The organism is Paraburkholderia sp. EG286A (assembly GCF_040965375.1).
GTDB lineage: Bacteria > Pseudomonadota > Gammaproteobacteria > Burkholderiales > Burkholderiaceae > Paraburkholderia.
The window spans coordinates 176,303-196,563 of sequence record NZ_JBFRCB010000006.1 but is presented as its reverse complement, the minus strand read 5'-3'; the positions used below and the strand labels follow the sequence as shown (position 1 = coordinate 196,563).

Sequence of the window (20,261 nt, the reverse complement as noted above, 5' to 3'; positions counted from 1 at the left end):
CGGACGCAATTGGCTCATTTCAGGCGCGCCATCACGAGCGTCGTGACTTTTCGATAGACGCGCCTGGCCTGGGCCCATGACAACGCCAGCTCGATGAGCCGCCCGCGTGCATTGAGCACGACGATGCGCGATTCGTGCCTGGTTTCGCGATCCGCCCAACGCACCTTGTAGTCGCCATGCAGCGGTCGAAAATCGAAATCGCGGCCATGGGCCTGGGCCCATTGCGCGATGAATTCGATCAGCAGGTTCCCCACCGAGAACACGCTGAACGCCTCGTCATAGGTGGTGATCAAATACTCGACGCTGCGCGCGCCGACGAGATTCACCGATGCCGCTACCGGCTGCCCGTTGACCTGCACATAGGCGACGAGCGGCAGGGTGGTCAGGTCGGTTCGCTTTGCAAGCTCGATGAAGAAGTCGCGGACGCGGTCGTCCATCAAATAGGGCGATTCGATGCCGCGCTTGAGCGCCCATTGGCGTTTGTTGGCGAATAGCCACCTCAATGCGCGTTCGGTGTCCTCGGCGCTGTTGCACCACCCAAAACTGACTTCGCCTTCGCGCCGCAACCGCTTCGCGCTCGAACGCAGCGCGGCGCGCAGCGTCGAGTGCCGCGTTGCGAGGAAATCGTTCCATGTGGGCGCGGCGCGCAGATTGATCGAATAGCCGGGCATCACGCGCCAGCGCTGCGGTAGCGCGCGCTGCACCCAGGACTGCGGGGCGGCGTCGAGCGCACGTTGCAGCGCGCTGCCGTTTTCGAGCATCGGAATGTGGAGCACGTCGGCGCGAATCCGCAAGACGGCCTGGACCGCCGCATCGTAAAGTTCCGGGCGCCGGGTGTCGGCGATCAGCGGGCCGCCGTACTCCTCGCCGCATCCGCAGCCCAGCGCCTGGGCCGTTCGCCACGCGCCTTTGCGCGTGATGACGACGGGCCATAGCGCCAGAAGGTCACGCGCGTCGTGCACCGTCGCGACTTCGACCTTCGCGCCGCTTTTCAGCGCCGCCGCGACGGCTGCCTCGCAGTAGGCAAAACTGATGAAAGGCGAATACCCCTCGGCTCCGGATAAAAGCGCACGCCATTGGGGTTCGAAGGCACGAAACGCATCGACGGTCTCGCACGTGCGCAACGCGTACCGGAAGGAAGCAGCCGGCGACGACTCGTATATCGCCACGACGGAGGTCGGCACTTGCGTCTCCTGAATGAATTCGTGGTGCTTGTGATTCAGCCTTCAATGGAAGTGCTGAGGCGGTCTTTCGTCGTAATGCGGCGATTGCGGTCCGCGAATGTGTCAGGGCGCGCGCCGCGCACGCTTTGCCAGACGACGACGTTCTCGTGGTCCTCGGGTCCGAAGCCGACTTCGTCGTGATCGTACGGAAATACGCCGGCGAACCAGCGCTGCAACTGGCGGGAGCCATCGAAGACTTCGCCGCACACGGGGTTATCGTAGACGATGAAAAGATGTTCGATGGTGCCGCTCGCGAGGCCCGCTTCGAGTTTCTCGAGCAGCGACGCCATCAGTTCCGGCCCGAACGGATTGAACAGGAAGACGACTACCTTGCCCGCCGGCACTTTCAGATCGGCGACATTGGCGTGCAACGCGCGAATGGGCGGCCGTTGCGGAAAGCGCCGCGCCATGACGGCCGCGTTCGCGTTTGCCGTTCGCACGAGGTCCGCGCTGATGTCGTAGCCCAGCGCCAAAGAGAACGGATACTCGGAGGCGACGATCATCGGCCGGCCTTTACCGCAACCGATGTCCATGAACGTATAGCCGGTGATATCGCCGAGGGTGTCGAGCGCGCGGCGGATGATGGTCGGCTGCGAGCCCATGTATGGCCTGAGCTGGACGGCGAGATCGGCGTCGCGCTGCAGCGCGTTGGAGTCGACCAGTCCGCTCGTGTTCGTGCCGTACAGGAGATCGATGGGGTGGCGCCGCAGGCAGCCGGAATACACAGCGCGCAACACCGGAACGCGAATGCAGATGCGCCGTATCGGCGGGATGAACATTGCGCGCTGCACGCCGTCGGGCAACCGGGCCACCACATTCAGCAACGGTTGCTTCAGTGCGCGTCCGAGCGCAAATCGGGGGCCGCCGTGTGTCGTTGTTCGCATGGATCGATGCGCTGTGAACCTTCTGGAAAGGGGTTGCCGATCCGTCATGATCGCGCGGTGCGTCGCCAGGTCGCCGCCATTCATCGGTTGTATTTCGACAAAAAGGCCGGAATTCGTGGCTTACTAACGAGTGTCATATGGCCGGCGTAGGGTGGTGAGCAGAGAGCCAGATCGTCGTGAGTGGCGTGCCCTTTTTCCCGCCGGCCGGCGAAAGCGCTTTCATGGCGACTACCTCAATACTCTCCCTGATGTTTCCGCCTTTTTTTCCGTGCCTTAATGAGCGTTCTCGCGTGGTTCGGCGGGAGTCATGCTCCGGCTTCGCAAGGTATCGGTGCAGGTGGGTCTCCAGGTTTTGTCTATGCAATGCCCAACCGGAAGAGGCGAGACGATGAACGCGCGAGTGGATGCTGAAGCGCGCCGCAAGCGGTATGCAATGCACCGCCTTGGCCTGGCAATGAAGCGGCTGATGAATGCCGAAGCAGAACCCGAAAAGATGATGGCGACGCGCTGGGTGAACGCCTGGAGCGCTTCCGTCGGCGAGCGGTGGTTCGCGGCAAGCCCGTATGGCAGGCTGAGTCAGGCGGCGTTAATGCGTGCCCCGTTAAAAGGCGCGACAGGTTCCCGTAATGTACTGAAATCGGGACGGCGATCGTCAATATGAAACAAAACGCATATTTAATTGACCAATGGGGCCGCGAAACGATATTGTCATAATTTAGACATTTCCGCGCTTACCTTGGCTCTTGCAGAATACGAAACCACCCATCCCCTGAGCGTCGAACTGGATGGCGTGAACTACGCGGGTGCTTACCGCGTCATGGCCGGAAGCGTCATCGTCTACTTCGAAAACGAAATCAAGTTCGCGCAGTATGGAACGAATCGTCCGGAGATCATCGCCCGCTGGGTTTTGACGGACCTCTGCCGTAAATCCGATTCCCGCCGGCGCAAAACAAGTAAGCGTTGATTCGTGCGTGCGCGTGGCGCCAGCATGACGCCATGCGAGCATTCAGTGCGCGTTCTTGCTCAGGTTGCGAAGGTCCTCCCGTACGCGCCGCGAGACGAGCACGCTCAGATAATCCATGACACGTGCGCCGTCGCTGAACTCGGCCCACGTTTGCTCATACATCTTCGCGACGATTTCGAGCGGCGTCTGGGTTTCCGTCGCGATCGCCTTCACGAGTTCTTCGGCCGCTTCCCGATTCATCAACGCCTCCCTGGCGCATAGGCGCCAGCGTGAGAACACTCGTAAACGGACGTGGACGCTACTGCGCGCTAACGGCTTTGGCTGCGACGTCGTCGGCTTTATCGTCGTGCCATTGCGCGCGGATTTTCGTCACGACCACGGCAGGCAGCGGAATATAGTCCAGTGCCTGAATCGTCGGCTCGCCGTGCGTGAGCGCCCAGTCGAAGAACTTCAGCGTTTCAGCGTTGCGCGCCGAGTGGTCCGGTGTCGCCTGCAACAGCACGTAGGTCGCGCCCATCACGGGCCATGCGTCCTTGCCCGGCTGATTGGTCAGCACCTGGAAGAGCGAGCTTGACCAGTCCGCATTCGCGGCCGCTGCGCTGAAACTCTCGATGCCCGGCTGCACGACTGCGCCTGCCGCGTTGGTCATGGCCGTGTAGGTCAGATGATTCTGCTTCGTGAAGTCCCACGCGACATAGCCAATCGCGCCGGGCAGGTAGCCCACGAACGTGGCGACGCCTTCGTTACCCTTGCCACCTATCCCCAGGGGCCAGTGAACACTGGTGCCTTCGCCGACCCTGCGTTTCCATTCGGGGCTCACCTGCGAGAGATAGTGCGTCCAGATCAGCGTCGTGCCCGAGCCATCCAGACGCCGCACGACCGCGATCGGCGTGTCGGGCATCTTGATCTTCGGATTGAGCCGCGCAATGGCCGGGTCGTCCCAGTACAGGATCTTGCCGAGAAAGATCTGGCCCAGCACCTCGCCGTTGAGCATCAGCTGCCCGGCCTTGATGCCCGGAAGATTCACGACCGGAACCACGCCGCCGATCGCGGTGGGAAACTGCCGCAAGCCGTCCTTGCTCAATTGCTCGCTCGTAAGCGGAGCGTCGGAGCCGGCGAAGTCGACCGTGTGCGCGACGATCTGCTTGATGCCGTCCGTGGAGCCGGTACTGCGGTAGATCACCTTGCCGCCGCCGGACTTCTGGTAGGCGGTGGCCCAGTGGGTGTAGAGGGGCGCGGCGAGCGTGCTGCCGCATCCGGTCACGCCGTCGGCGCGGGCCGACAACGCACAAACGCCGCAAACGAGCGCGGCAATCAGGGGGCGCAATGGTCTCACGAGCCTCTCCCGTTATTCATGTTTTCTGGGAAGTCGCGGAGTCTGTCTGGTCCGCGTACTGTCAATTACAGGATGGTGACAGGCAGGATTCAAATTGAATCCTGCTATCGTGCGGCGGTTTTATGACGAGGCGTTGCGTCTGTGTGCGCGAATAGATGATGAGGATAACAAACGAAATCTCCCGCATCGGAAAACAGGCTGAGCCGGTCGATTTCCGCTGAGGAAAACGCGCAAACGAAGCCGCATTGCCTGCAACGAATCTTTCACAAAATTTCGCTACGGTAAGCGGGATTGACCCCAAGTTCGTCTTGACAAAACGCTTGTAATTCCTTTCGGAGACGCTACAGATGGCCATCAATACCCTTCGCCCGGCATTATGCGGCGCCTGTTTTGCCGCGCGTCCTTCCCGTCTTGCCATTGCCGCTGCTCTGGTTTGTGCCAGTGCCGGTGCAGCCGCTGCCGCGCAAGATACCAGCGCGTTCTTCGGCGGTTCGGGCCTGCTCGTCGTGAGCCGCAGTGTCTACGACAATGTGTCGGGCAACGTTACCCCCGGCATGACGCTGCCGCCCAATTGCAATAGCGCGCAGGCGAGCTGCCCCACGGGCGGCGCGCCCACGGATGGCACCTATCCGGCTGTCTGGAACAACGTGCTCTACGATCCGAGCTTCGGCATCACGGCGCGCATTTTCCTCGACACCATTACGCCGGGCGGCCAGGTCGTGCACACGCTGGAAGTGCCCAACAGTCTGCATCCGGGCCATGGCCACGACCAGCTCGTGACGAGCTTCAGCTCCAAGTCCGAACTCGCGCTCAACCTCTCGAGCGACGGCCGCTACCTGACGTTCATGGGCTACGTTGCGCCGGTCAACACGATCGACGTATCGAACTCGAACACGCCGGGCGCGATCGATCCGACGAATCCGGACGGTCAGTCGTTCTATCGCGCGGTGGCGCGGCTCGATGCCGAAGGGCACTTCTCCTTTACGGAGACGAATGCATACAGCGGCAATAACGGCCGGGCCGCATTGCTCAACAACGGCAAGGACAACGGCGAAGGCAACGGCTTTTACTACACGGTGGGCAACGCAGGCAACGGATCGAACCCGCAGCCGGCAGGCGTGATTCTCGGGGCGGGTGCGCAATTCATCGCGGCGACGCACCAGCATGAGGCGCAGCAAACGCCGGGCACGCCCACGCCGCTCGCGAGCTTCTCGGTCACGCAACTCGGTGCGAAGGCCGACAAGGTGGGCAAGGACGACAACTACCGTGGGCTCACCGTCTTCAACAACGTGGTGTACTTCACGAAGGGCAGCGGCAGCAACGGCGTGAACACGGTGTATTTCGTCGACACCACGGGCAAGGCGTGCCCCTCGGGCGGCGTAGGCGTGCCGGTGGCGGGCGCGAAACTGCCGTCCAACCCGCTTGCGTACGACGCCGCCACGTTGACGACCAGCGGCTTGCCGAGCAACGTATGCGTGCTCGCGGGCTTCCCGGCTACGCCGAACAAGACGGCGACGACGCTCTCGTACCCGTTCGGCCTGTGGTTCGCCGACACGAATACGCTCTATGTGGCCGACGAGGGCGATGGTTATTCGGGCGGCACGGACCTGTACACGCACGCCGCGCAGCAGACCGGCGCAGGCCTGCAGAAGTGGGTGTACAACGCCGGCACGAAGTCGTGGAAGCTCGCCTACACGCTCCAGAACGGCCTGAATCTGGGGACTTCGTACACCGTGGCCGGTTATCCGATGGGCACGAACAGCGCGACCAGCCTGCCGTGGTCGCCCGCCACCGACGGCCTGCGTAACATCACGGGCCACGTCGGCCAGGACGGCACGGTCACGATCTGGGCGATCACCTCGACGGTGAGCGGCAACGGCGATCAGGGCGCGGACCCGAATCGCCTCGTCGCCGTGCGCGACGTGCTGCGCAACACCACGGTTTCGGGTGCTGCGAACGAGCGCTTCGTGACGCTGCGCAACGCGGGCTTCGGCGAAGTGCTGCGTGGGGTGTCGCTTGCGCCGGGCAGCCAGTTCGGCAAATGGTTCTGATTGCTGCGTAATCTTCCGGGAACGGCCGGGCGTGCGTAGCGCCCGGCCGTTTTTTTCTCATTGCGGCGTGCGCGCTACTGGCGGTTGAATTTCGCAACGAGTGGGCCGAACACGTCGCTCAACGCGGTCGTGCCGAAGCGCCGCTCGCTGCGGCTCGCTTCGACGTCGATGCGGCCGGTGTTGTAAACGTCGTACAGATCGGTGATGAGCCGGCCGTGTTTCTCGCTGAGTCCGGCTTTGAGAAGCATGGGTGCCCACGCTTCGCGCGGCAGCGCCTGAGGCGTGATCGTGCGGCCGCTCGCAACGCTCAGTGCCGCCGCGATGTCGTTCACGCTGACCCTCTGCGGTCCTTCGATGCTCACGATTCTCGGCGCGCCGGACTGATGCGATTCGAGCAGCAGCCCGGCGCTCGCTGCGCCGACGTCCTGTGCGGCGACCGTGGGAAAGCGGCGCTCCAAAGGCAGATGGAGGCTCGGCAGCGTACCGGTTGCGAGCGCGCCGGGAATGAACGCCGCCCAGTTCTGCATATGTTCCGCCGAGCGCAGCAACACCAATTGCGTAGCAATGGGCTTCAGCTGCTTTTCCAGGTAGTGATAGAGCCGCGTGATGCCCGTATTCAACGGCAATTCCGCGCCATAGTCGGAAATGGCGAGCAGCGTGGCGGGCGGGTTTTCGCGCAGGGCGTCGGTCGCGACGTCGATCATCGTACGCATGGTCGTTTCGGGGTCCGTATCACCGGATGGAACGGGGCATAGCAGCTGAACGGCGTGAGCGCCCTTGATCGCGGCCGCGACCGACTGCGCGTCGGTCAGATCGGCGAGTACGATTTCGCAGCCCAGCGCCGCGAGACTTTCACTCTGGCGGGCGTGGCGCACCACGGCGCGCACGGGCTTGCCCGCACGGCGCAACGCGGCGGCGGTGACGCGCCCGGCCTTTCCCGTTGCTCCAAAAATCACGAACATGATCGCTTTCTCCTGGTTTGCATGGTCTGCGTCATCGTAGGCAGAGGCACGCCGCATGGCGCGCAGGAACGGATGGCGTTGCGCAGAAACGGATGATTGAATACGTCCACCATTGCGCGGTGCGCGAGCGTGGCCGTAATCCAGTAAACTGGCCGCAAACATCGCACGAATTCCCGTACGGCTTGAGCGTTGAAAAGGAATCCCATGAGCGCACTGACTGCAGAATCGAACCGGCACGCTGGAACGAGCGTCAGCCTGCGCTCGAGTGCCGGATTGGGCTGGCAGGGCGGTGGCGCCGAACTGCTGCGTGTGAGCGCGGGGCAGCATCGCTTGCCCGCAATGGCGTACCACCGCATCGGCATCCATGTCGGCACGCCGGTGCGTGCGCGGTGCGCGTGCGACGGCCGGCGGCAAGTGCGGCTTCAGGCGCACGGCGATGCGGATGTGGTGCCCGCCGGGGTCGAAGGCGAATGGACCGATGACGCGGACTGCACGATTCTGCGCGTGTGGTTCGACGACCGCTTCGTGCGATCGATTGCGGAACAGATGGAGAACCCGCAGGGTAAGCGCGAGATCCGGCCGTCTCTCCAGTTGCGCGACCCGCGCATCAATTCGCTGGCGGGCGCGCTGCTGGCCGAGATCGATGCGGGAACGGCGTGCGATCCGCTATTCGCCGAGAGCATTGCCACGGCGATGGTCGTGCGGCTGCTCGGCGGCACGGGCGCATCAGAAGGCCGGGGCGCAGCCGTGCTTGCGGCACCCAAGGCGGCACGCGTGACCGACTACATCGAGAGCCATCTCGATCAACGTCTCACGCTCGGCGAACTCGCCGCGCTCGCCGACCTGAGCGTGCCGCATTTCAAGGCCCTGTTTCGCGAAACGCTGGGCATGCCGGTGCATCAATATGTCGTGCGGCGGCGTGTCGAACGCGCGCGGGCGCTGCTCATCGAAGGCAAGCTCAGCCTGAGCCAGGTGGCGCTCGAAGCGGGGTTCGCGCATCAAAGCCATATGGCGCACTGGATGACGCGGCTTCTCGGCGTGACGCCGCGCGCGTTCGCGAAGGGTTCGTGAACGCGGCGAAATCGTGAAGCGTTGAATCGCCGCGGCTGCGCACGTTACCGGTTGACGTCCACCACGAGCCGTCCGCGCACATGCCCGGCGAGCAGATCGCTCGCGGCCGCAATGGCCTCGGCCAGGCCGATCTCTCGCGTAATCGTGTCGAGCTGCTTCAGATCGAGCGTCTCTCCTAGCGCGTGCCAGGCCTGCTGCCGCTGCGCAAACGGACGCGTGACGCTATTGATGCCGAGGAGGCTCACGCCACGCAGAATGAATGGCGCGACCGTCGCGGGAAGATCCATGCCTTGTGCGAGGCCACAGGCAGCCACCGCTCCATCCGCACGCAGGCTCGCGCAGACATTGGCCAACGTGTGACCGCCAACCGAATCGATCGCGGCTGCCCAGCGTTCTTTTTGCAGCGGGCGGCCCGGCTCCGATAGCGAGGCGCGGTCGATGACTTCGACGGCGCCGAGCTGCTTCAGATACTCGGCCTCTTGCAGCCTGCCGGTCGACGCCACGACGCGATAGCCTCGGCGCGTGAGCAGTGCGATGGCAAAGCTGCCCACGCCGCCGCTCGCGCCCGTGACGAGCACGTCGCCATGCGCGGGCGTGATGCCGTGCCGTTCCAGCGCGAGAATACAGAGCATGGCCGTGTATCCGGCCGTGCCGACGGCCATCGTTTGCCGCGGCGTGAAGCCCGCCGGCAGCGGAATGAGCCAGTCGCCCTTGACGCGCGCCTTCTGCGCGAGCCCGCCCCAATGTTGTTCGCCAACGCCCCAGCCGTTGAGCACGACCGCGTCGCCCGCCGCGTAGGCAGGGTTCGCGCTTTGCGCGACCGTCCCCGCGAAATCGATACCGGGAACCATTGGAAAGCTGCGCACGACCGGGCCTTTGCCCGTGATTGCGAGGCCGTCCTTGTAGTTCAGCGTGCTGTAGCCGACGTCGACGAGCACGTCGCCTTCCGGCAGGCGCGCGTCGTCGAGTTCGGCAATGCGTGCTTCATACGATCCGGATTCCTTATCAACGAGAATGGCCTTGAACATGATGGATCTTGCTCCTGAAACAGTAAGCGGTTGGCGTTGCCACGGGCTCACGCGCGCGGCAACCCCGCGATGAAACCTCTAAAAAATGTATCGAGTGGAGCCGCGCTGCGCACGAGTCTGGCGCGCAGCACGGCGCCTTCCCAGCCTATCCAGAAGAAAGCGGCCAGCGACGCAAGGTCGATCCGCTTTGCGAGTACGCCTTCGCGCTGGGCCTCGTGCAGGCAGGCCACGATGCGCGCTTGCCAGCCCTGCAGAATGCGTTCGAGCGTGTCGCGGAAGTCGTCGGGCAGGATGTCCACTTCTACGCCGAGGTTGCCCACGAGGCAGCCGCGTGTATAGCGGTGGCGGGCCATGCCTTTGCTGGCGTCTTCTACGAAGGCGCCGAGCCGCTCCAGGGCGGGGCGCGTGTCGTCCTGCAGCCAGCGGTCGAGCTTCGCGCAGAAGTACGCGTCGTACGCGGTCATCAACTCGCGCCCGAATGCTTCCTTGCTGTCGAAGTAGTGATAGAACGAGCCCTTGGGAATGTTCACCCGCTTGAGCAGGGCATCCAGCCCCGTTGCCGCGAAGCTTTGTTCGGTCAGCATTTCCATGCCGGCGCGAAGCAGTGTTTCGCGTGTGTCGGCGTGCGCGCGCGGGTCTTTCGGCGGTCTGCCGCGGCGCGGTTTGGCGATGGTCGGTTCCATGTCGCCGATATTAGACCGATCGTCTATAAAATTCAAGCGCGCCGATGTGTTCGGGTTGCTAGTGGGCCAGCGCTTCCAGTTCTCCCCGCAGCACGCCCCACAACGTGCGGGCGGCCAGCAGGAGCAGCAGCGGCGTGACCGTCGCGAGCAGAAAGATCGCGATGCCATGCGTGACGGGGCCCGGCGCATGATCGGCGTAACGCTCGGCGCAACTCACCGAGCCCGCGAGCGGAAAGCTCACGGCCCACCACGAGAGCCGGAAAGGGCAGGTGATCGCGAGATAGCGCAACCGGCCGACGAGCACGGTCAGCAGGAACAGCGTGAGCATGTAGAGCGCATCGGCGAAGCGGTCCACTTCGCCCGTCACGGTCACATAGGCCGAGAAGCCCACGGCGAACGGCGCGAGCAGAATGAGGAGCGTCGGCTGCAGATTGTTGGCCATGGGCTCCTCGAACATGAGACGCGAAAAAATCAGCGTGAAGAGCGGCACGGCGAAAAAGAGCCCCACGGCGAGCGCGAGCATCAGGACGCCATCTATGCCCGTGATCTGGATGGCGGGCGCGGCGAGCGGGATGTCGATGAGCCCGACGACGGGCACGATCCACGCGGGCGTGGCGTGGGACGGCTGCTGACGCTGACTGAGCCAGCGCATGATGACGAACCACGCAAACACGATCATGCCGATTGCGCCGACGATCCACACCGCCCGCGCGAATGGCACGCTCACGTCGGCGAGCGGGATGGGCAGCAGAAGCAGGCTGATGAACAGGGTCCCAAAGAGATTGCCCGCGATGGGATGATTGAATTCGGCTTTCACGGCATCGGGGCCAGTGACCCATTTCACGGCGTAGCCGAAGCCGATCATCAGGAACGCCAGCACGGCGAGCACGCCGATCAACTGGGCGATCCACAGCGGCATGCCGTACATGCGGTGCGCAAGCCGCCACGCCGACGAGAGCCCGGCAAGCCCCATGACCGAACCGAACAGCGCTACGGGCAGGTAACCGAGTCGTCCGGCTTGCGCGGTCGCCTTGGGGCTGCCAAATGAGGCCGGCGTATCGAGATCGCTCATGCGTGGCTCCTGGCCGTTTGAAAACACGCTGTTGGATGTTTTCAAATATATGCAATGCGAAATAATTGTGGCGATTTCACACCACACGCGATCATAGCGACCTGATCGCGTTGGCGCGCTTAAGCGAGTTCGCGTGCCTTGATGGTGTCGCTGGCGCGCACGAAATTGCCGGCGCCCAGATGGTGGATCGTGTGCAGATCCGCGTTGCTGCTGTCGAGTTCCCAGTGGCCGTTGCGGAAGGCGCGCGGGTCGGCCGCGGCGGCGATCACTTCGGCGAAGCACGTATCGTAGGCGTCTTCGGTATGGCGCTCGGGAATCAGGCGGCATTCCATCCATGCGGAGCAGCCTGCTTCGAGCAGGGGCAAGCCGAGCTTCGGGCCCGTAATGGCGGCGATATCGAAGCGCTGGAACTTGTCGGTCTCGCGGCCGCTCACGTTGCCCACGGCGTAGGTCAGATCGATTGTGGCGGCGCCCGGAATGATCACGCCGAACGTGCCGCTCGCGTCGATGAGTTCGCGCGTGAACGTACGCTTGTCGATCACGATGGCGATGCGCGGCGGCGTGAATTCCACGGGCATCGACCACGCGGCCGCCATGACGTTGCGGCGCTTGCCGTCGCTGCTGGTGACGAGCACCGTGGGGCCGTGATTGATGAGGCGGCTCGCGTGTTCGAGCGCCACGGGCGTGAAAGTGGAGAGGGTTTGCATCGGGTGCTGGATTCGCAGTGAGTCGGAACCCGAGCGACTTTACCTCAGAAAGCGCAGGCGTGCGGCGAGACGCCGTCACGCTGGCGGCAAATTCGCCTGCAGATAAATCGACATCGGCGTTTGCAACGGCAGGCTCGCGGCTGCGCCGCGGTTGTAGTGGGCGAGGATCACCTCCACGGCGCGCACGGCTTCGACGAATGGGCTTTGGTCCAGCACGGCGTCCATCACGCCTTCGGCGAGCAGCGAGCGGCTGATCGCGGTGAGTTCGTGGCCGATCAGGATGGTTGCGTGCTCACGCTTGAGCGCCTTTAGTGCGCGCGCAATGCCTTCGTCGCCAACCGAAAGATTGTAGATGCCGCGTAATGCCGGGTACTTTTTAAAGGCGTCGCGGGTGAGGCGTTCGGTCGAGGCGGCGTCTTCGCGGCTTTCCACTGTGGCCACGACTTCGCAGGCCGGAAAGCGGCTGCGCAGCACCGAGCGGAATGCGCCGTCGCGCTCCTCGTGGCCGAGGTAGGTGCGCAGGCCCGCGATGACCATGACCTGGCCGCCCGCATCGCCCAGAAAGCGGCCCATCAGTTCGCCCGCCGTGCGCCCCGCGCAGCGGTTGTCGATACCGACGTAAGCGAGGCGGCCCGTGTCGGGCAGATCGCTCGCAATCGTGACGAGCGGCATCTTGCGCGCCACGCGCGAGAGCGCGTCCACCACCACGGGATGCTCGTACGCCACGACGATCATGGCGTCCGCTTTCTGCGCGGCGCGCTCGATCACGCGCGCGAGCGACTTCGGTTCGAGGTCGTCGAAGAACGTGAGCTGACACATCACGCGGTAGGTTTCGAACGACTTCTGCGCCAGTTCGAAGCCGTGACGCAAGGCGATGTAGTAGGGCGAATCGGGCTTCTGCGTGACGACGGCGATGCGCAGCCAGCGCACGGACACTTCGTCGAGCGCCCGATCCATCTTGAGCTTGCGCGCCCATTCGAGTACGCGTGCTTCCTTGTCGCGCGCCACGCCGCCTCGCCCGTTCAACACACGCTCGACCGTGGAATAGCTCACGCCCGAGGCCTTCGCGACGTCTTCCATCGTGGGTTTGCGTCTCGTGCTCATGCGTGCTTTCCGTGCTTTTCATTAGAGGATTCGTTTTGAGGATTTCTCCTCAAGAATCCGTTTGAGAGCGGAAATTCATTCAACTACATTCTAAGCGTCCTGCACGGGCATCGACACTACAAAACTGGAGACATCCCCATGAACATGACGAGATTTCGCGTGGGCCGCGTGTGCGCGGCCGCGCTCGCGGCAGTGGCGCTCGGAAGCGGATTCATGGCGCATACGGCGCGCGCCGAAGAGCGCTTCGTGATGGTGAGTCACGGCTCGGATTCGAACGTGTGGTGGAATACCGTGAAAAACGGCATGCGCGATGCGAGCGAAGATTTCGGCGTGCCCGTCGATTACCGCAATCCGCCCACGGGCGACACCGGCGACATGGTGCGCATTCTCGAGCAGGCCTCGGCGCGCAATTACGCGGGCGTCATCACCACCGTGCCGAATCTGGAGATGATCCAGACGGGGCTGGCAGGCGTGAAAGCCAAGCACATTCCGCTCATCACGATCAACGGCGGCCCGGAGGCGGGCATGAAGCTCGGCGCGATCCTGCACATCGGTCAGCCCGAATACGAAGCCGGCAAGGCTGCGGGCGAGCGCGCGAAAGCGGCCGGCATTCACGACTTTCTCTGCGTGAATCACGGCGCGGACATCCAGGCGCTGTGGGACCGCTGCAAGGGCTTTGCCGACGCCATCGGCGCCGACTACAAGAAGTCCACGTTGGATAGCGGCGAAGATCCGACCGTCATCGAAAGCAAGGTGGCTGCCTTTCTGCGTTCGCATCCCAACACCCAGGCGATTCTCGCGCTCGGCCCCGATCAGGCCATGGGCGTGCTGCGCGGCGTGAACGACGCGGGCAAGGCCGGCAAGCTCTATGTCGCGACGTTCGATCTTTCGCCGGACATCCTCAAGGCGATTCAGGCCGGTCAGATCCAGTTCGCCATTGATCAGCAGCCCTATCTTCAGGGCTACCTCTCGGTGGCGGCCATGGCGATCGCGGTGCGCGACAAGACCCATGACGCGGCCCATATCGTCGCCGCGCTCAAGGACGACAGGAAAGTCGCGGCGCGTCTCGCGAAGTACGACCTCAAGCCCGTTTATACCGGTTCGACGGTGAGTTCCGGCCCGAGCTTCGTCACGCGCGACAACCTCGCGCCCGTGCAGAAGTACGCGGGTTCGTACCGGTGAAGGCAGGCATGGAAGAGACCCTCTCGCGCGGAGCACGGCCAATGAACATCGACATGAATGCGTGGTACCGGGTCGAAATCGACCGCAAGCGCCTCAAGGCGTTCTCCACTCGCACCAACGCGCGCGGGCTGCTTCAGGTGGGCGGTTTCCTCGCGCTCGTCGCGGCGACCGGCGTGCTCGCGTGGCACTCGCTCGGCACGGCGTGGGCGATTCCCGCCTTCTTGCTGTACGGCACGGTGTTCGCGTTCAGCGAGGCCGCGGCGCACGAACTCGGGCACGGGACCGCGTTCAAGACGCGCTGGATGAACGAAGCCGCTTACTGGATCATCTGCTTCATGTCGTGGCGCGAGCAGGTGTACAGCCGCTGGCTGCATGCGCGGCACCACACCTTCACGCATCTGACCGCCGAGCCATATAAGGATCCCGAACTGGCGTTCAAGCGGCCGCTCAGCTACGTGAAGCTCGTGACAGACTTCTTGCGCATTTCGCATGGCATCCAGTTTCTTGGCGCGATCATGCTGCACAGTTTCGGCATCGTCACGAACGGCGCGAAGGAGGTGGTGCCGGAGGCCGAGTACCGCAAGATGTGTGCGAATTCACGCGTGCTGCTCGCGTGCTACGTGGCCGTGTTCGCCTGGGCGATCGTCGCGCATAGCTGGCTGCCGATCCTGTTCCTGTTCGTCTCGCGCGCCTATGGCACCTGGCTGCACGAACTCTGCGCGCTCACGCAGCACACGGGGCTCAAGGAGAATGTGCTCGATCACCGCGTGTCGAGCCGCACGGTGATGCTCAATCCCGTGGTGCGCTTTCTCTACTGGAACATGAACTATCACATCGAGCATCACATGTTTCCGAGCGTGCCGTTTCATGCGCTGCCCGCTTTCCATGATGCGGTGGCCCCGCAGATGCCGAAGCCGTATGCGGGACTGTGGCCAGCGTGGCGCGAGATTCTTGCGATTTTCGCGCGCCAGCAGCACGATCCCGAGTATGTGGTCGTGCGCGAACTGCCAGTGGGCAAGCGCGGCGATGCAGTGGCCTAGCCGCGCAGGACCGCAAACACGCGGAGGGAGATCGAATCAGGAAACCCGAGCGCCGTTCGCGTTGGCGGCGCGGCGGCCGAACGCCTGGCGGACCCAGCTTTGTGCGTTCACTACCAGCAGGCCGAGCAACACGAGCGCCGAGCCAATCAGGAACGCGGGCTCCACGCGCTCGTGCAGCAGCGCGACGCCGAACGCCACGCCGAACAGCGGCGTCATGAATGACAGGATGCCGAGGCGCGCGGCCAGATAGCGGCGCAGCAACCAGAACCACACGAGATAGCTCACGAACGAAACAAGCAGGGTCTGGAATGCGAGGGAGGCCAGCGCGAGCGGCGTGCCGTGAAAGTGCGCCTGGCCGGTCAGGAACGCGAACGGCACCAGCACGACGAAAGCGCCCGCCAGTTGGTAAAAGAGCGTTTGCGTGGCGGGCGCCTCGCTCAGGCGGCTCGTCCGCACGACAACGGTGGTGAGCCCCCACGCCGCGCCCGCGCAAAGGCCCATGAAGTCGCCGAGCAGCCACAACGGCGAGCCCGGTATGTCGGCGCCCAGCAGCGCGGGGCCGAGGAACGTGATGGCGATGCCCGTGAAGGCGATCGCAATGCCGCCCCATTGCAGCCGCGCGAGGCGTTCGTCGGGCAGGCGCAGATGCAGCCCGATGGCCGCGAACATCGGCGCGGTATAGAGAAACACGGCCATGTGCGAGGCGTTGGTCCAGCGCAGGCCCATGGCGACGAACACGAATTCGAGCGCGAACAGGCCGCCCGTGACGAGCCCCGCGCCGCGCGCAACGCCCGGCAGCCAGCGCTCGCGCGAAACGAGCCGGTTGAAGAGCCACACGAGTGCCGCCGCCACGCCCGAACGCAGCCCGATCTGCAGCATGGGCGGGATGTCCCCGGCCACCGCCTTGATCGCGACCTGTTGCAGACCCCATGCGAGGCAGAGCGCCACCATGATGGCCACGGCCGTTGCGTCGACTTGCTTTCTCATTGCGGGCTCACTGATTTGAAGGATTCGGCTGAAGTTTGGTGGCAGTGGGCGTAGTATTGATGCGACGGGATGCGCGCATATAGCGCAAAACTGACAATCGATAGCCCCAGACCGCCATGCCCAAAACACCTGTCCGTGCTCGCCCGGCGCGCTATCTGCGCCTGCCGCCCTTCACCGACGTGCTGCCCACGCCGGTGTTTTTCCGCATGGAGCACATGCCTTCGCACGCCACCTATCCGCAGATGTGCCACCCGTGGGGCGAGTTCGTCTACGCGTTCAGCGGCACGACCGAAGTGAAGGCGGGGGACGAGCACTACATCACGCCGCCGCATCTCGGGCTCTGGATCGCGCCGGGCACCGAGCACGTGGGCTTCAACGAGCAGGAGACCGTGCATTGCTCGGTCTACATCAGCCGCGACCTGTGCACGCGCATGCCGGCGACGAGCTGCGCGGTGATGGTGTCGCCGCTCGTGCGCGCGATCCTCGAGCATCTGCGCGTGACGCCGGCCCAGGAGGAGGGCGAGGCGCAGCGCGCGCGTCTGTTGCGCGTGCTCGTGGATCAGCTGTCGACCTGCGCGACCACGGGCAGCTTCGTGCCGCATACCGAAGACGCCGATCTCAACGCGATCCTCCAGGTGCTGCGCCAGAATCCCGCCGACAATCGCTCGCTTGCAGAGCTTGCCGATGCATTTCACATGAGCGAGCGCACCCTCATGCGCCGCGCGCAAAACGAGCTGGGCATGTCGTTGACGGAATGGCGCCAGCGCATCCGCCTCGTCAATGCGCTGCCGATGCTGCATGCGGGGCGCAGCGTCGAGGCCGTGGCGCTGGATCTGGGGTACGCCACCTCGTCGGCGTTCATCGCAATGTTCCGACGATTGACGGGCACGAGTCCCGGACAGTTCGTGGCGCGTACGCGTTGAGCATAGGGCTGCGCGCAACGCTTACCAACCCTCACGAAACCCCACAAAACCCTAAAGATTCCCCGTGCGCGCGCCGTTAGAGCAGGCATGAAAGCCCTACTCACCCAAACCGACGCACGCTTCATCCTGTCGATCGCCCTCGAGCTGGCCGAGAGCCAGGCCGCCGCGGCCGGGGTTCAGCTCGAATCGGCGGCAGGATCGGCGATTACCGACGACGTCATCGTCGCCACACTCTCGCAGTTCGCACCGACCGTGACGATCGACGAGTTTTACGGTCTGCTGGACCGGCCCGAGGTGCTGCACTGAGCGGCGGCGCGGCTGAATAAAGCAAGCGGGTGCTCATGGCGTGAGCACCCGCGATTTCGTTGTGTAAGCAACGAATCAGGTGTTTGCCTTGCCTAGAACTTCTGACGCAAGCCCACGCTCACGATGGCTTGCGACTGCGTGGCCGACGAGTGGCCGTTGCCCTTGTCGGACACCGAAGCGGTTGCCGCGACCGGATTGCCGGCGGCGTCGAGCGTCATGCCCGATGCATGCTGGTAGCCCGCGAGCAGGTACACCGTCGAGCGCGTCGAGAGATCGTAGGTCGCACCCACTGAAACGTTGTGGTACTGCGCATCTTGATCCACGCCTTCCACGGCGCTGCCGCGCGTATAGCTGTAGCCCGCGAACAGATGCGTGCGCGGCTGGACGTTCCACTGCGTGAAGATGCCCGCGATATTGAAGATCGCATTGCCCGAGAACAGCGAATTCGCGCCCGAGCGATATTGCACGTTGCTGTAGTTCACGCCGACCACTGCGGGACCGAAGTCCCACGTCGCGCCCGCGGCCACCACCTGCTGCGATTGCGCGCTCGCATAGCCTTCGTTGATCGACGAATTGAACGTGCCGTCGTACGTGCCTTGCCACTTGCCGTAGGTGGGATCGTCGAGGCCGGTCTTGCTGTTGTCCGAGCGCTCATACCCCACGCCCATGCGCAGCGGGCCGTTCGCATAGCCCGCGCCCACGCTCCAGGTGTTCTTGCGCTTCATGCTGCCCGCCTGGCCGCCGAAACCGTACAGCGCGCCGAACGTGAAGCCCGCGTAGTTCGCGCTCGTGTACTTGATCGAGTTGTCCACGCGCGTGGTCTGGTCGAGGTCGTCGATGTCGCCCGGATGCGCGCCGAAGCCGCCGATGAAGTTCACGGGCGCGACCGGCCCGACGAAGTCGTCGAGCGAGGTGTACTGGCGGCCCATGGTGAGCGAGCCGTAACGCTGGTCCGAGAGCCCCACGAAGGCCTGGCGGCCGAACAGGCGCCCGCTCTGGCCCGAGGTGCCGTTCGTGATGTCGAAGCCGTCCTCGAGCAGGAAGATGGCCGCGAGCCCGTTGCCCAGATCTTCCTTGCCCTTGATGCCCCAGCGGCTGCCGGAAAGGTTGCCGGTGGAGAGGCCCGCGTTCGAGTGGCCCGTGTAGGCGCCGGTAGTGCCGGTGCGCTCGTTGCTGCGATAAGTGATGCCGGCGTCGGCGATGCCATACAGCGTGACCGAGCCCTGCGCCGAGGCGATGCCGGCGAGCGAGAACAGGACTGGTGCGGCGAGCAGGTGTTTTCTCATCATTTGTTGTTTCAACGTCTAAAGATCGCCTCGTGAGCGATTTCTGGTTATGCGCGCACGCGCCCGCGGCCTCGCGAACGAGACGGCAGGCGTGAAACGCGGGGAAGGGAAAAGGGCGGCGCGGGGCGCGTCAGCGCTTGAGCGTTGCGCCGGGCGGCAGCGCCGGCGCGCTCACGGTCAGGGTTTTGCGGACCTTCGCGACGTCTGCGGCGCTCACTGGCGCGCCAGTGTTGCCCCAGCTCGCACGCACGAAGGTGGACACGTCGGCCACTTCCTGGTCGGACAGACGCCAGCCGAACGGCGGCATCGTGAACGACGAGGGCGCGGATTGCGTGCCTTCGAGCGCGCTGCCTGCGAGCAGCACGTGAATCAGCGAAGTGGGGTCCTTGCCCTGCACGACCGGGTTGCCGCCGAGTGCCGGGAATACACGCGTATAACCGCGTCCGTCGCTGCGGTGGCAGGCCATGCAGTTGTCGCGATAGACTGCTGCGCCGCGTGCGCTCGCATCGCCGTTTTGCAATTTGTGCGCGGCGGCGGGATCGTAGGCGTACGCGGTTTCCTTCGGGTCGCTGGAGGGCAGCGTCTTGAGGTAGCGCGCGATGGCGAGCAGGTCCGCGTCATTCATGTGCTGCATGCTGTGCTGAACCACGTCGGTCATACCGCCGAAGGCGGCGGTATGCAGATTGCGTCCCGACTTGAGGAACTGCACGATGTCGTCCTCGCTCCAGTTGCCCAGGCCCGTGCGCGGGTTGCCGCGCAGGCTGGAGGGCACCCAGCCGTCGATCGGGCCGCCGCCCGCGAGGAAGTCGTCGCCTTCGAGGTCGGTGAGCGCGAGTTCCTGCATCGTGCGTGCGCGCGGCGTGTGGCACGCGCCGCAGTGGCCGAGGCCCTGCACGAGATACGCGCCGCGCGCGACGATTGCATCGTTGTAATGCGAGCCGTCGAACGCCTGCACCTTCGGTGCGAACAGCACGCGCCAGGCGCCGAGCGGCCAGCGCATCGAGAGCGGCCAGGGAATGTCCACGGCGCGGTTCTGCGCCGGCACGGGCCCGATGCCGTGCATGAAGTACGCGTAGAGCGCCTTCATGTCGTCGTTAGAGAGGCGTGCGTACGAGGGGTAGGGCATCGCCGGGTAAAGCGTTTCGCCATTCGGCCGCACGCCCTGGCGCACCGCCTTGGCGAAGTCGTCATAGCTCCACTTGCCGATGCCCGTATTCGCGTCGGGCGTGATGTTGGTCGAGTAGATCGCGCCGATCGGCGTGTCGAACTTCAGCCCGCCCGCGAAGGGCTTGCCGCCCTGCGTGGTATGGCAGGCAATGCAGTCGCCGGCGCGCGCGAGGTATTCGCCATGCGCGACGAGCGCGGCACTCGGTTGCCCGGCCGCATGCGCCGAAAATGCCATGAAAGCCGCGCACGCGAAGGTTGCACGTGCAACGTTAGCGCCGATGGAAA

The 20,261-nt window shown here is 64.3% G+C and carries 21 protein-coding genes; 8 read left to right on the top strand and 13 right to left on the bottom strand.

Translation table 11 applies throughout. From position 1 onward, the window contains the following. Positions 1-14: 14 nt before the first annotated feature. Both AB4Y35_RS27815 and AB4Y35_RS27810 read right to left on the bottom strand, forming a co-directional pair. Positions 15-1,184: a GNAT family N-acetyltransferase gene (locus AB4Y35_RS27815; RefSeq protein ID WP_368706890.1), complete on the bottom strand. Its 1,170-nt coding sequence runs from the start codon at positions 1,182-1,184 to the stop codon at positions 15-17. Between the two features lie 35 nt (positions 1,185-1,219). Then, on the bottom strand, positions 1,220-2,107 hold the full coding sequence (locus AB4Y35_RS27810; RefSeq protein ID WP_368706889.1) for a class I SAM-dependent methyltransferase: 888 nt from the start codon (positions 2,105-2,107) through the stop codon (positions 1,220-1,222). Positions 2,108-2,495: 388 nt separating this feature from the next. Here AB4Y35_RS27810 and AB4Y35_RS27805 point away from each other — a divergent pair, with 388 nt between their 5' ends. Both AB4Y35_RS27805 and AB4Y35_RS27800 read left to right on the top strand, forming a co-directional pair. After that, positions 2,496-2,768, top strand: coding sequence for a hypothetical protein (locus AB4Y35_RS27805; RefSeq protein ID WP_368692012.1), 273 nt, complete (start codon positions 2,496-2,498; stop codon positions 2,766-2,768). A gap of 75 nt (positions 2,769-2,843) precedes the next feature. Then, on the top strand, positions 2,844-3,071 hold the full coding sequence (locus AB4Y35_RS27800) for a hypothetical protein (protein WP_368706888.1): 228 nt from the start codon (positions 2,844-2,846) through the stop codon (positions 3,069-3,071). A 42-nt stretch (positions 3,072-3,113) separates the two neighbouring features. On the opposite strand, the gene AB4Y35_RS27795 is transcribed toward AB4Y35_RS27800, so the two are convergent. Together AB4Y35_RS27795 and pstS are read right to left on the bottom strand one after the other, a co-directional pair. Next, a complete protein-coding gene (locus AB4Y35_RS27795; protein WP_368706887.1) occupies positions 3,114-3,311 on the bottom strand; it encodes a DUF3562 domain-containing protein in 198 nt (65 codons plus the stop codon). A gap of 58 nt (positions 3,312-3,369) precedes the next feature. Further along, on the bottom strand, positions 3,370-4,407 hold the full coding sequence (pstS, locus tag AB4Y35_RS27790) for a phosphate ABC transporter substrate-binding protein PstS (protein WP_368706886.1): 1,038 nt from the start codon (positions 4,405-4,407) through the stop codon (positions 3,370-3,372). A gap of 347 nt (positions 4,408-4,754) precedes the next feature. Here pstS and AB4Y35_RS27785 point away from each other — a divergent pair, with 347 nt between their 5' ends. Continuing rightward, on the top strand, positions 4,755-6,458 hold the full coding sequence (locus tag AB4Y35_RS27785; RefSeq protein WP_368706885.1) for a hypothetical protein: 1,704 nt from the start codon (positions 4,755-4,757) through the stop codon (positions 6,456-6,458). A gap of 74 nt (positions 6,459-6,532) precedes the next feature. On the opposite strand, the gene AB4Y35_RS27780 is transcribed toward AB4Y35_RS27785, so the two are convergent. Continuing rightward, positions 6,533-7,420 (bottom strand): NAD(P)H-binding protein, encoded by an 888-nt coding sequence (locus tag AB4Y35_RS27780; RefSeq protein ID WP_368706884.1) that lies wholly within the window; start codon positions 7,418-7,420, stop codon positions 6,533-6,535. A 204-nt stretch (positions 7,421-7,624) separates the two neighbouring features. Here AB4Y35_RS27780 and AB4Y35_RS27775 point away from each other — a divergent pair, with 204 nt between their 5' ends. Beyond that, a complete protein-coding gene (locus AB4Y35_RS27775) occupies positions 7,625-8,491 on the top strand; it encodes a helix-turn-helix transcriptional regulator (protein WP_368706883.1) in 867 nt (288 codons plus the stop codon). 44 nt (positions 8,492-8,535) lie between these two features. Here the strand turns inward: AB4Y35_RS27775 and AB4Y35_RS27770 are convergent, their stop codons facing one another. From AB4Y35_RS27770 to AB4Y35_RS27750, 5 genes are all read right to left on the bottom strand, one after another. After that, positions 8,536-9,519, bottom strand: coding sequence for an MDR family oxidoreductase (locus AB4Y35_RS27770; RefSeq protein WP_368706882.1), 984 nt, complete (start codon positions 9,517-9,519; stop codon positions 8,536-8,538). Between the two features lie 47 nt (positions 9,520-9,566). Then, positions 9,567-10,202: a TetR family transcriptional regulator C-terminal domain-containing protein gene (locus AB4Y35_RS27765; protein ID WP_368706881.1), complete on the bottom strand. Its 636-nt coding sequence runs from the start codon at positions 10,200-10,202 to the stop codon at positions 9,567-9,569. Positions 10,203-10,260: 58 nt separating this feature from the next. Beyond that, positions 10,261-11,274: an SLAC1 anion channel family protein gene (locus tag AB4Y35_RS27760; protein ID WP_368706880.1), complete on the bottom strand. Its 1,014-nt coding sequence runs from the start codon at positions 11,272-11,274 to the stop codon at positions 10,261-10,263. Between the two features lie 119 nt (positions 11,275-11,393). Then, on the bottom strand, positions 11,394-11,981 hold the full coding sequence (locus tag AB4Y35_RS27755) for a flavin reductase family protein (RefSeq protein WP_368706879.1): 588 nt from the start codon (positions 11,979-11,981) through the stop codon (positions 11,394-11,396). A 75-nt stretch (positions 11,982-12,056) separates the two neighbouring features. Beyond that, the gene (locus AB4Y35_RS27750; RefSeq protein ID WP_368706878.1) at positions 12,057-13,085 is read right to left on the bottom strand and encodes a LacI family DNA-binding transcriptional regulator; all 1,029 of its coding nucleotides are present in this window, start codon (positions 13,083-13,085) and stop codon (positions 12,057-12,059) included. Positions 13,086-13,223: 138 nt separating this feature from the next. Between AB4Y35_RS27750 and AB4Y35_RS27745 the strand changes: the two genes are divergently transcribed. Together AB4Y35_RS27745 and AB4Y35_RS27740 are read left to right on the top strand one after the other, a co-directional pair. After that, positions 13,224-14,267 (top strand): sugar ABC transporter substrate-binding protein, encoded by a 1,044-nt coding sequence (locus AB4Y35_RS27745; protein ID WP_368706877.1) that lies wholly within the window; start codon positions 13,224-13,226, stop codon positions 14,265-14,267. 41 nt (positions 14,268-14,308) lie between these two features. Then, a complete protein-coding gene (locus AB4Y35_RS27740) occupies positions 14,309-15,307 on the top strand; it encodes a fatty acid desaturase (protein ID WP_368706876.1) in 999 nt (332 codons plus the stop codon). A 36-nt stretch (positions 15,308-15,343) separates the two neighbouring features. Here the strand turns inward: AB4Y35_RS27740 and AB4Y35_RS27735 are convergent, their stop codons facing one another. Continuing rightward, positions 15,344-16,294, bottom strand: a complete 951-nt coding sequence (locus tag AB4Y35_RS27735) for a DMT family transporter (RefSeq protein WP_368706875.1) — start codon at positions 16,292-16,294, stop codon at positions 15,344-15,346. Between the two features lie 116 nt (positions 16,295-16,410). Between AB4Y35_RS27735 and AB4Y35_RS27730 the strand changes: the two genes are divergently transcribed. Together AB4Y35_RS27730 and AB4Y35_RS27725 are read left to right on the top strand one after the other, a co-directional pair. Next, positions 16,411-17,217 carry a helix-turn-helix domain-containing protein gene (locus AB4Y35_RS27730; RefSeq protein WP_368692000.1) on the top strand — a complete coding sequence of 269 codons (807 nt, stop codon included), beginning with the start codon at positions 16,411-16,413 and terminating at the stop codon, positions 17,215-17,217. Between the two features lie 87 nt (positions 17,218-17,304). Further along, a complete protein-coding gene (locus tag AB4Y35_RS27725) occupies positions 17,305-17,523 on the top strand; it encodes a hypothetical protein (RefSeq protein ID WP_028207581.1) in 219 nt (72 codons plus the stop codon). 92 nt (positions 17,524-17,615) lie between these two features. Here AB4Y35_RS27725 and AB4Y35_RS27720 read toward each other — a convergent pair whose 3' ends face one another. After that, positions 17,616-18,809: a porin gene (locus AB4Y35_RS27720; RefSeq protein WP_368707218.1), complete on the bottom strand. Its 1,194-nt coding sequence runs from the start codon at positions 18,807-18,809 to the stop codon at positions 17,616-17,618. 130 nt (positions 18,810-18,939) lie between these two features. Next, complete coding sequence (locus tag AB4Y35_RS27715; protein ID WP_368707217.1) at positions 18,940-20,211, bottom strand: c-type cytochrome; 1,272 nt, start codon at positions 20,209-20,211, stop codon at positions 18,940-18,942. Between the last annotated feature and the right edge of the window lie 50 nt (positions 20,212-20,261).

What these genes read in the sequence shown, in the direction of transcription:
- AB4Y35_RS27810 (WP_368706889.1), bottom strand. Translation starts at nt 2,107, where the DNA reads ATGCGAACAACGACACACGGCGGCCCCCGATTTGCGCTCGGACGCGCA.
- AB4Y35_RS27805 (WP_368692012.1), top strand. Translation starts at nt 2,496, where the DNA reads ATGAACGCGCGAGTGGATGCTGAAGCGCGCCGCAAGCGGTATGCAATG.
- AB4Y35_RS27795 (WP_368706887.1), bottom strand. Translation starts at nt 3,311, where the DNA reads ATGAATCGGGAAGCGGCCGAAGAACTCGTGAAGGCGATCGCGACGGAA.
- AB4Y35_RS27785 (WP_368706885.1), top strand. Translation starts at nt 4,755, where the DNA reads ATGGCCATCAATACCCTTCGCCCGGCATTATGCGGCGCCTGTTTTGCC.
- AB4Y35_RS27780 (WP_368706884.1), bottom strand. Translation starts at nt 7,420, where the DNA reads ATGTTCGTGATTTTTGGAGCAACGGGAAAGGCCGGGCGCGTCACCGCC.
- AB4Y35_RS27775 (WP_368706883.1), top strand. Translation starts at nt 7,625, where the DNA reads ATGAGCGCACTGACTGCAGAATCGAACCGGCACGCTGGAACGAGCGTC.
- AB4Y35_RS27770 (WP_368706882.1), bottom strand. Translation starts at nt 9,519, where the DNA reads ATGTTCAAGGCCATTCTCGTTGATAAGGAATCCGGATCGTATGAAGCA.
- AB4Y35_RS27765 (WP_368706881.1), bottom strand. Translation starts at nt 10,202, where the DNA reads ATGGAACCGACCATCGCCAAACCGCGCCGCGGCAGACCGCCGAAAGAC.
- AB4Y35_RS27760 (WP_368706880.1), bottom strand. Translation starts at nt 11,274, where the DNA reads ATGAGCGATCTCGATACGCCGGCCTCATTTGGCAGCCCCAAGGCGACC.
- AB4Y35_RS27755 (WP_368706879.1), bottom strand. Translation starts at nt 11,981, where the DNA reads ATGCAAACCCTCTCCACTTTCACGCCCGTGGCGCTCGAACACGCGAGC.
- AB4Y35_RS27750 (WP_368706878.1), bottom strand. Translation starts at nt 13,085, where the DNA reads ATGAGCACGAGACGCAAACCCACGATGGAAGACGTCGCGAAGGCCTCG.
- AB4Y35_RS27745 (WP_368706877.1), top strand. Translation starts at nt 13,224, where the DNA reads ATGAACATGACGAGATTTCGCGTGGGCCGCGTGTGCGCGGCCGCGCTC.
- AB4Y35_RS27740 (WP_368706876.1), top strand. Translation starts at nt 14,309, where the DNA reads ATGAACATCGACATGAATGCGTGGTACCGGGTCGAAATCGACCGCAAG.
- AB4Y35_RS27735 (WP_368706875.1), bottom strand. Translation starts at nt 16,294, where the DNA reads ATGAGAAAGCAAGTCGACGCAACGGCCGTGGCCATCATGGTGGCGCTC.
- AB4Y35_RS27730 (WP_368692000.1), top strand. Translation starts at nt 16,411, where the DNA reads ATGCCCAAAACACCTGTCCGTGCTCGCCCGGCGCGCTATCTGCGCCTG.
- AB4Y35_RS27725 (WP_028207581.1), top strand. Translation starts at nt 17,305, where the DNA reads ATGAAAGCCCTACTCACCCAAACCGACGCACGCTTCATCCTGTCGATC.
- AB4Y35_RS27720 (WP_368707218.1), bottom strand. Translation starts at nt 18,809, where the DNA reads ATGAGAAAACACCTGCTCGCCGCACCAGTCCTGTTCTCGCTCGCCGGC.
- AB4Y35_RS27715 (WP_368707217.1), bottom strand. Translation starts at nt 20,211, where the DNA reads ATGGCATTTTCGGCGCATGCGGCCGGGCAACCGAGTGCCGCGCTCGTC.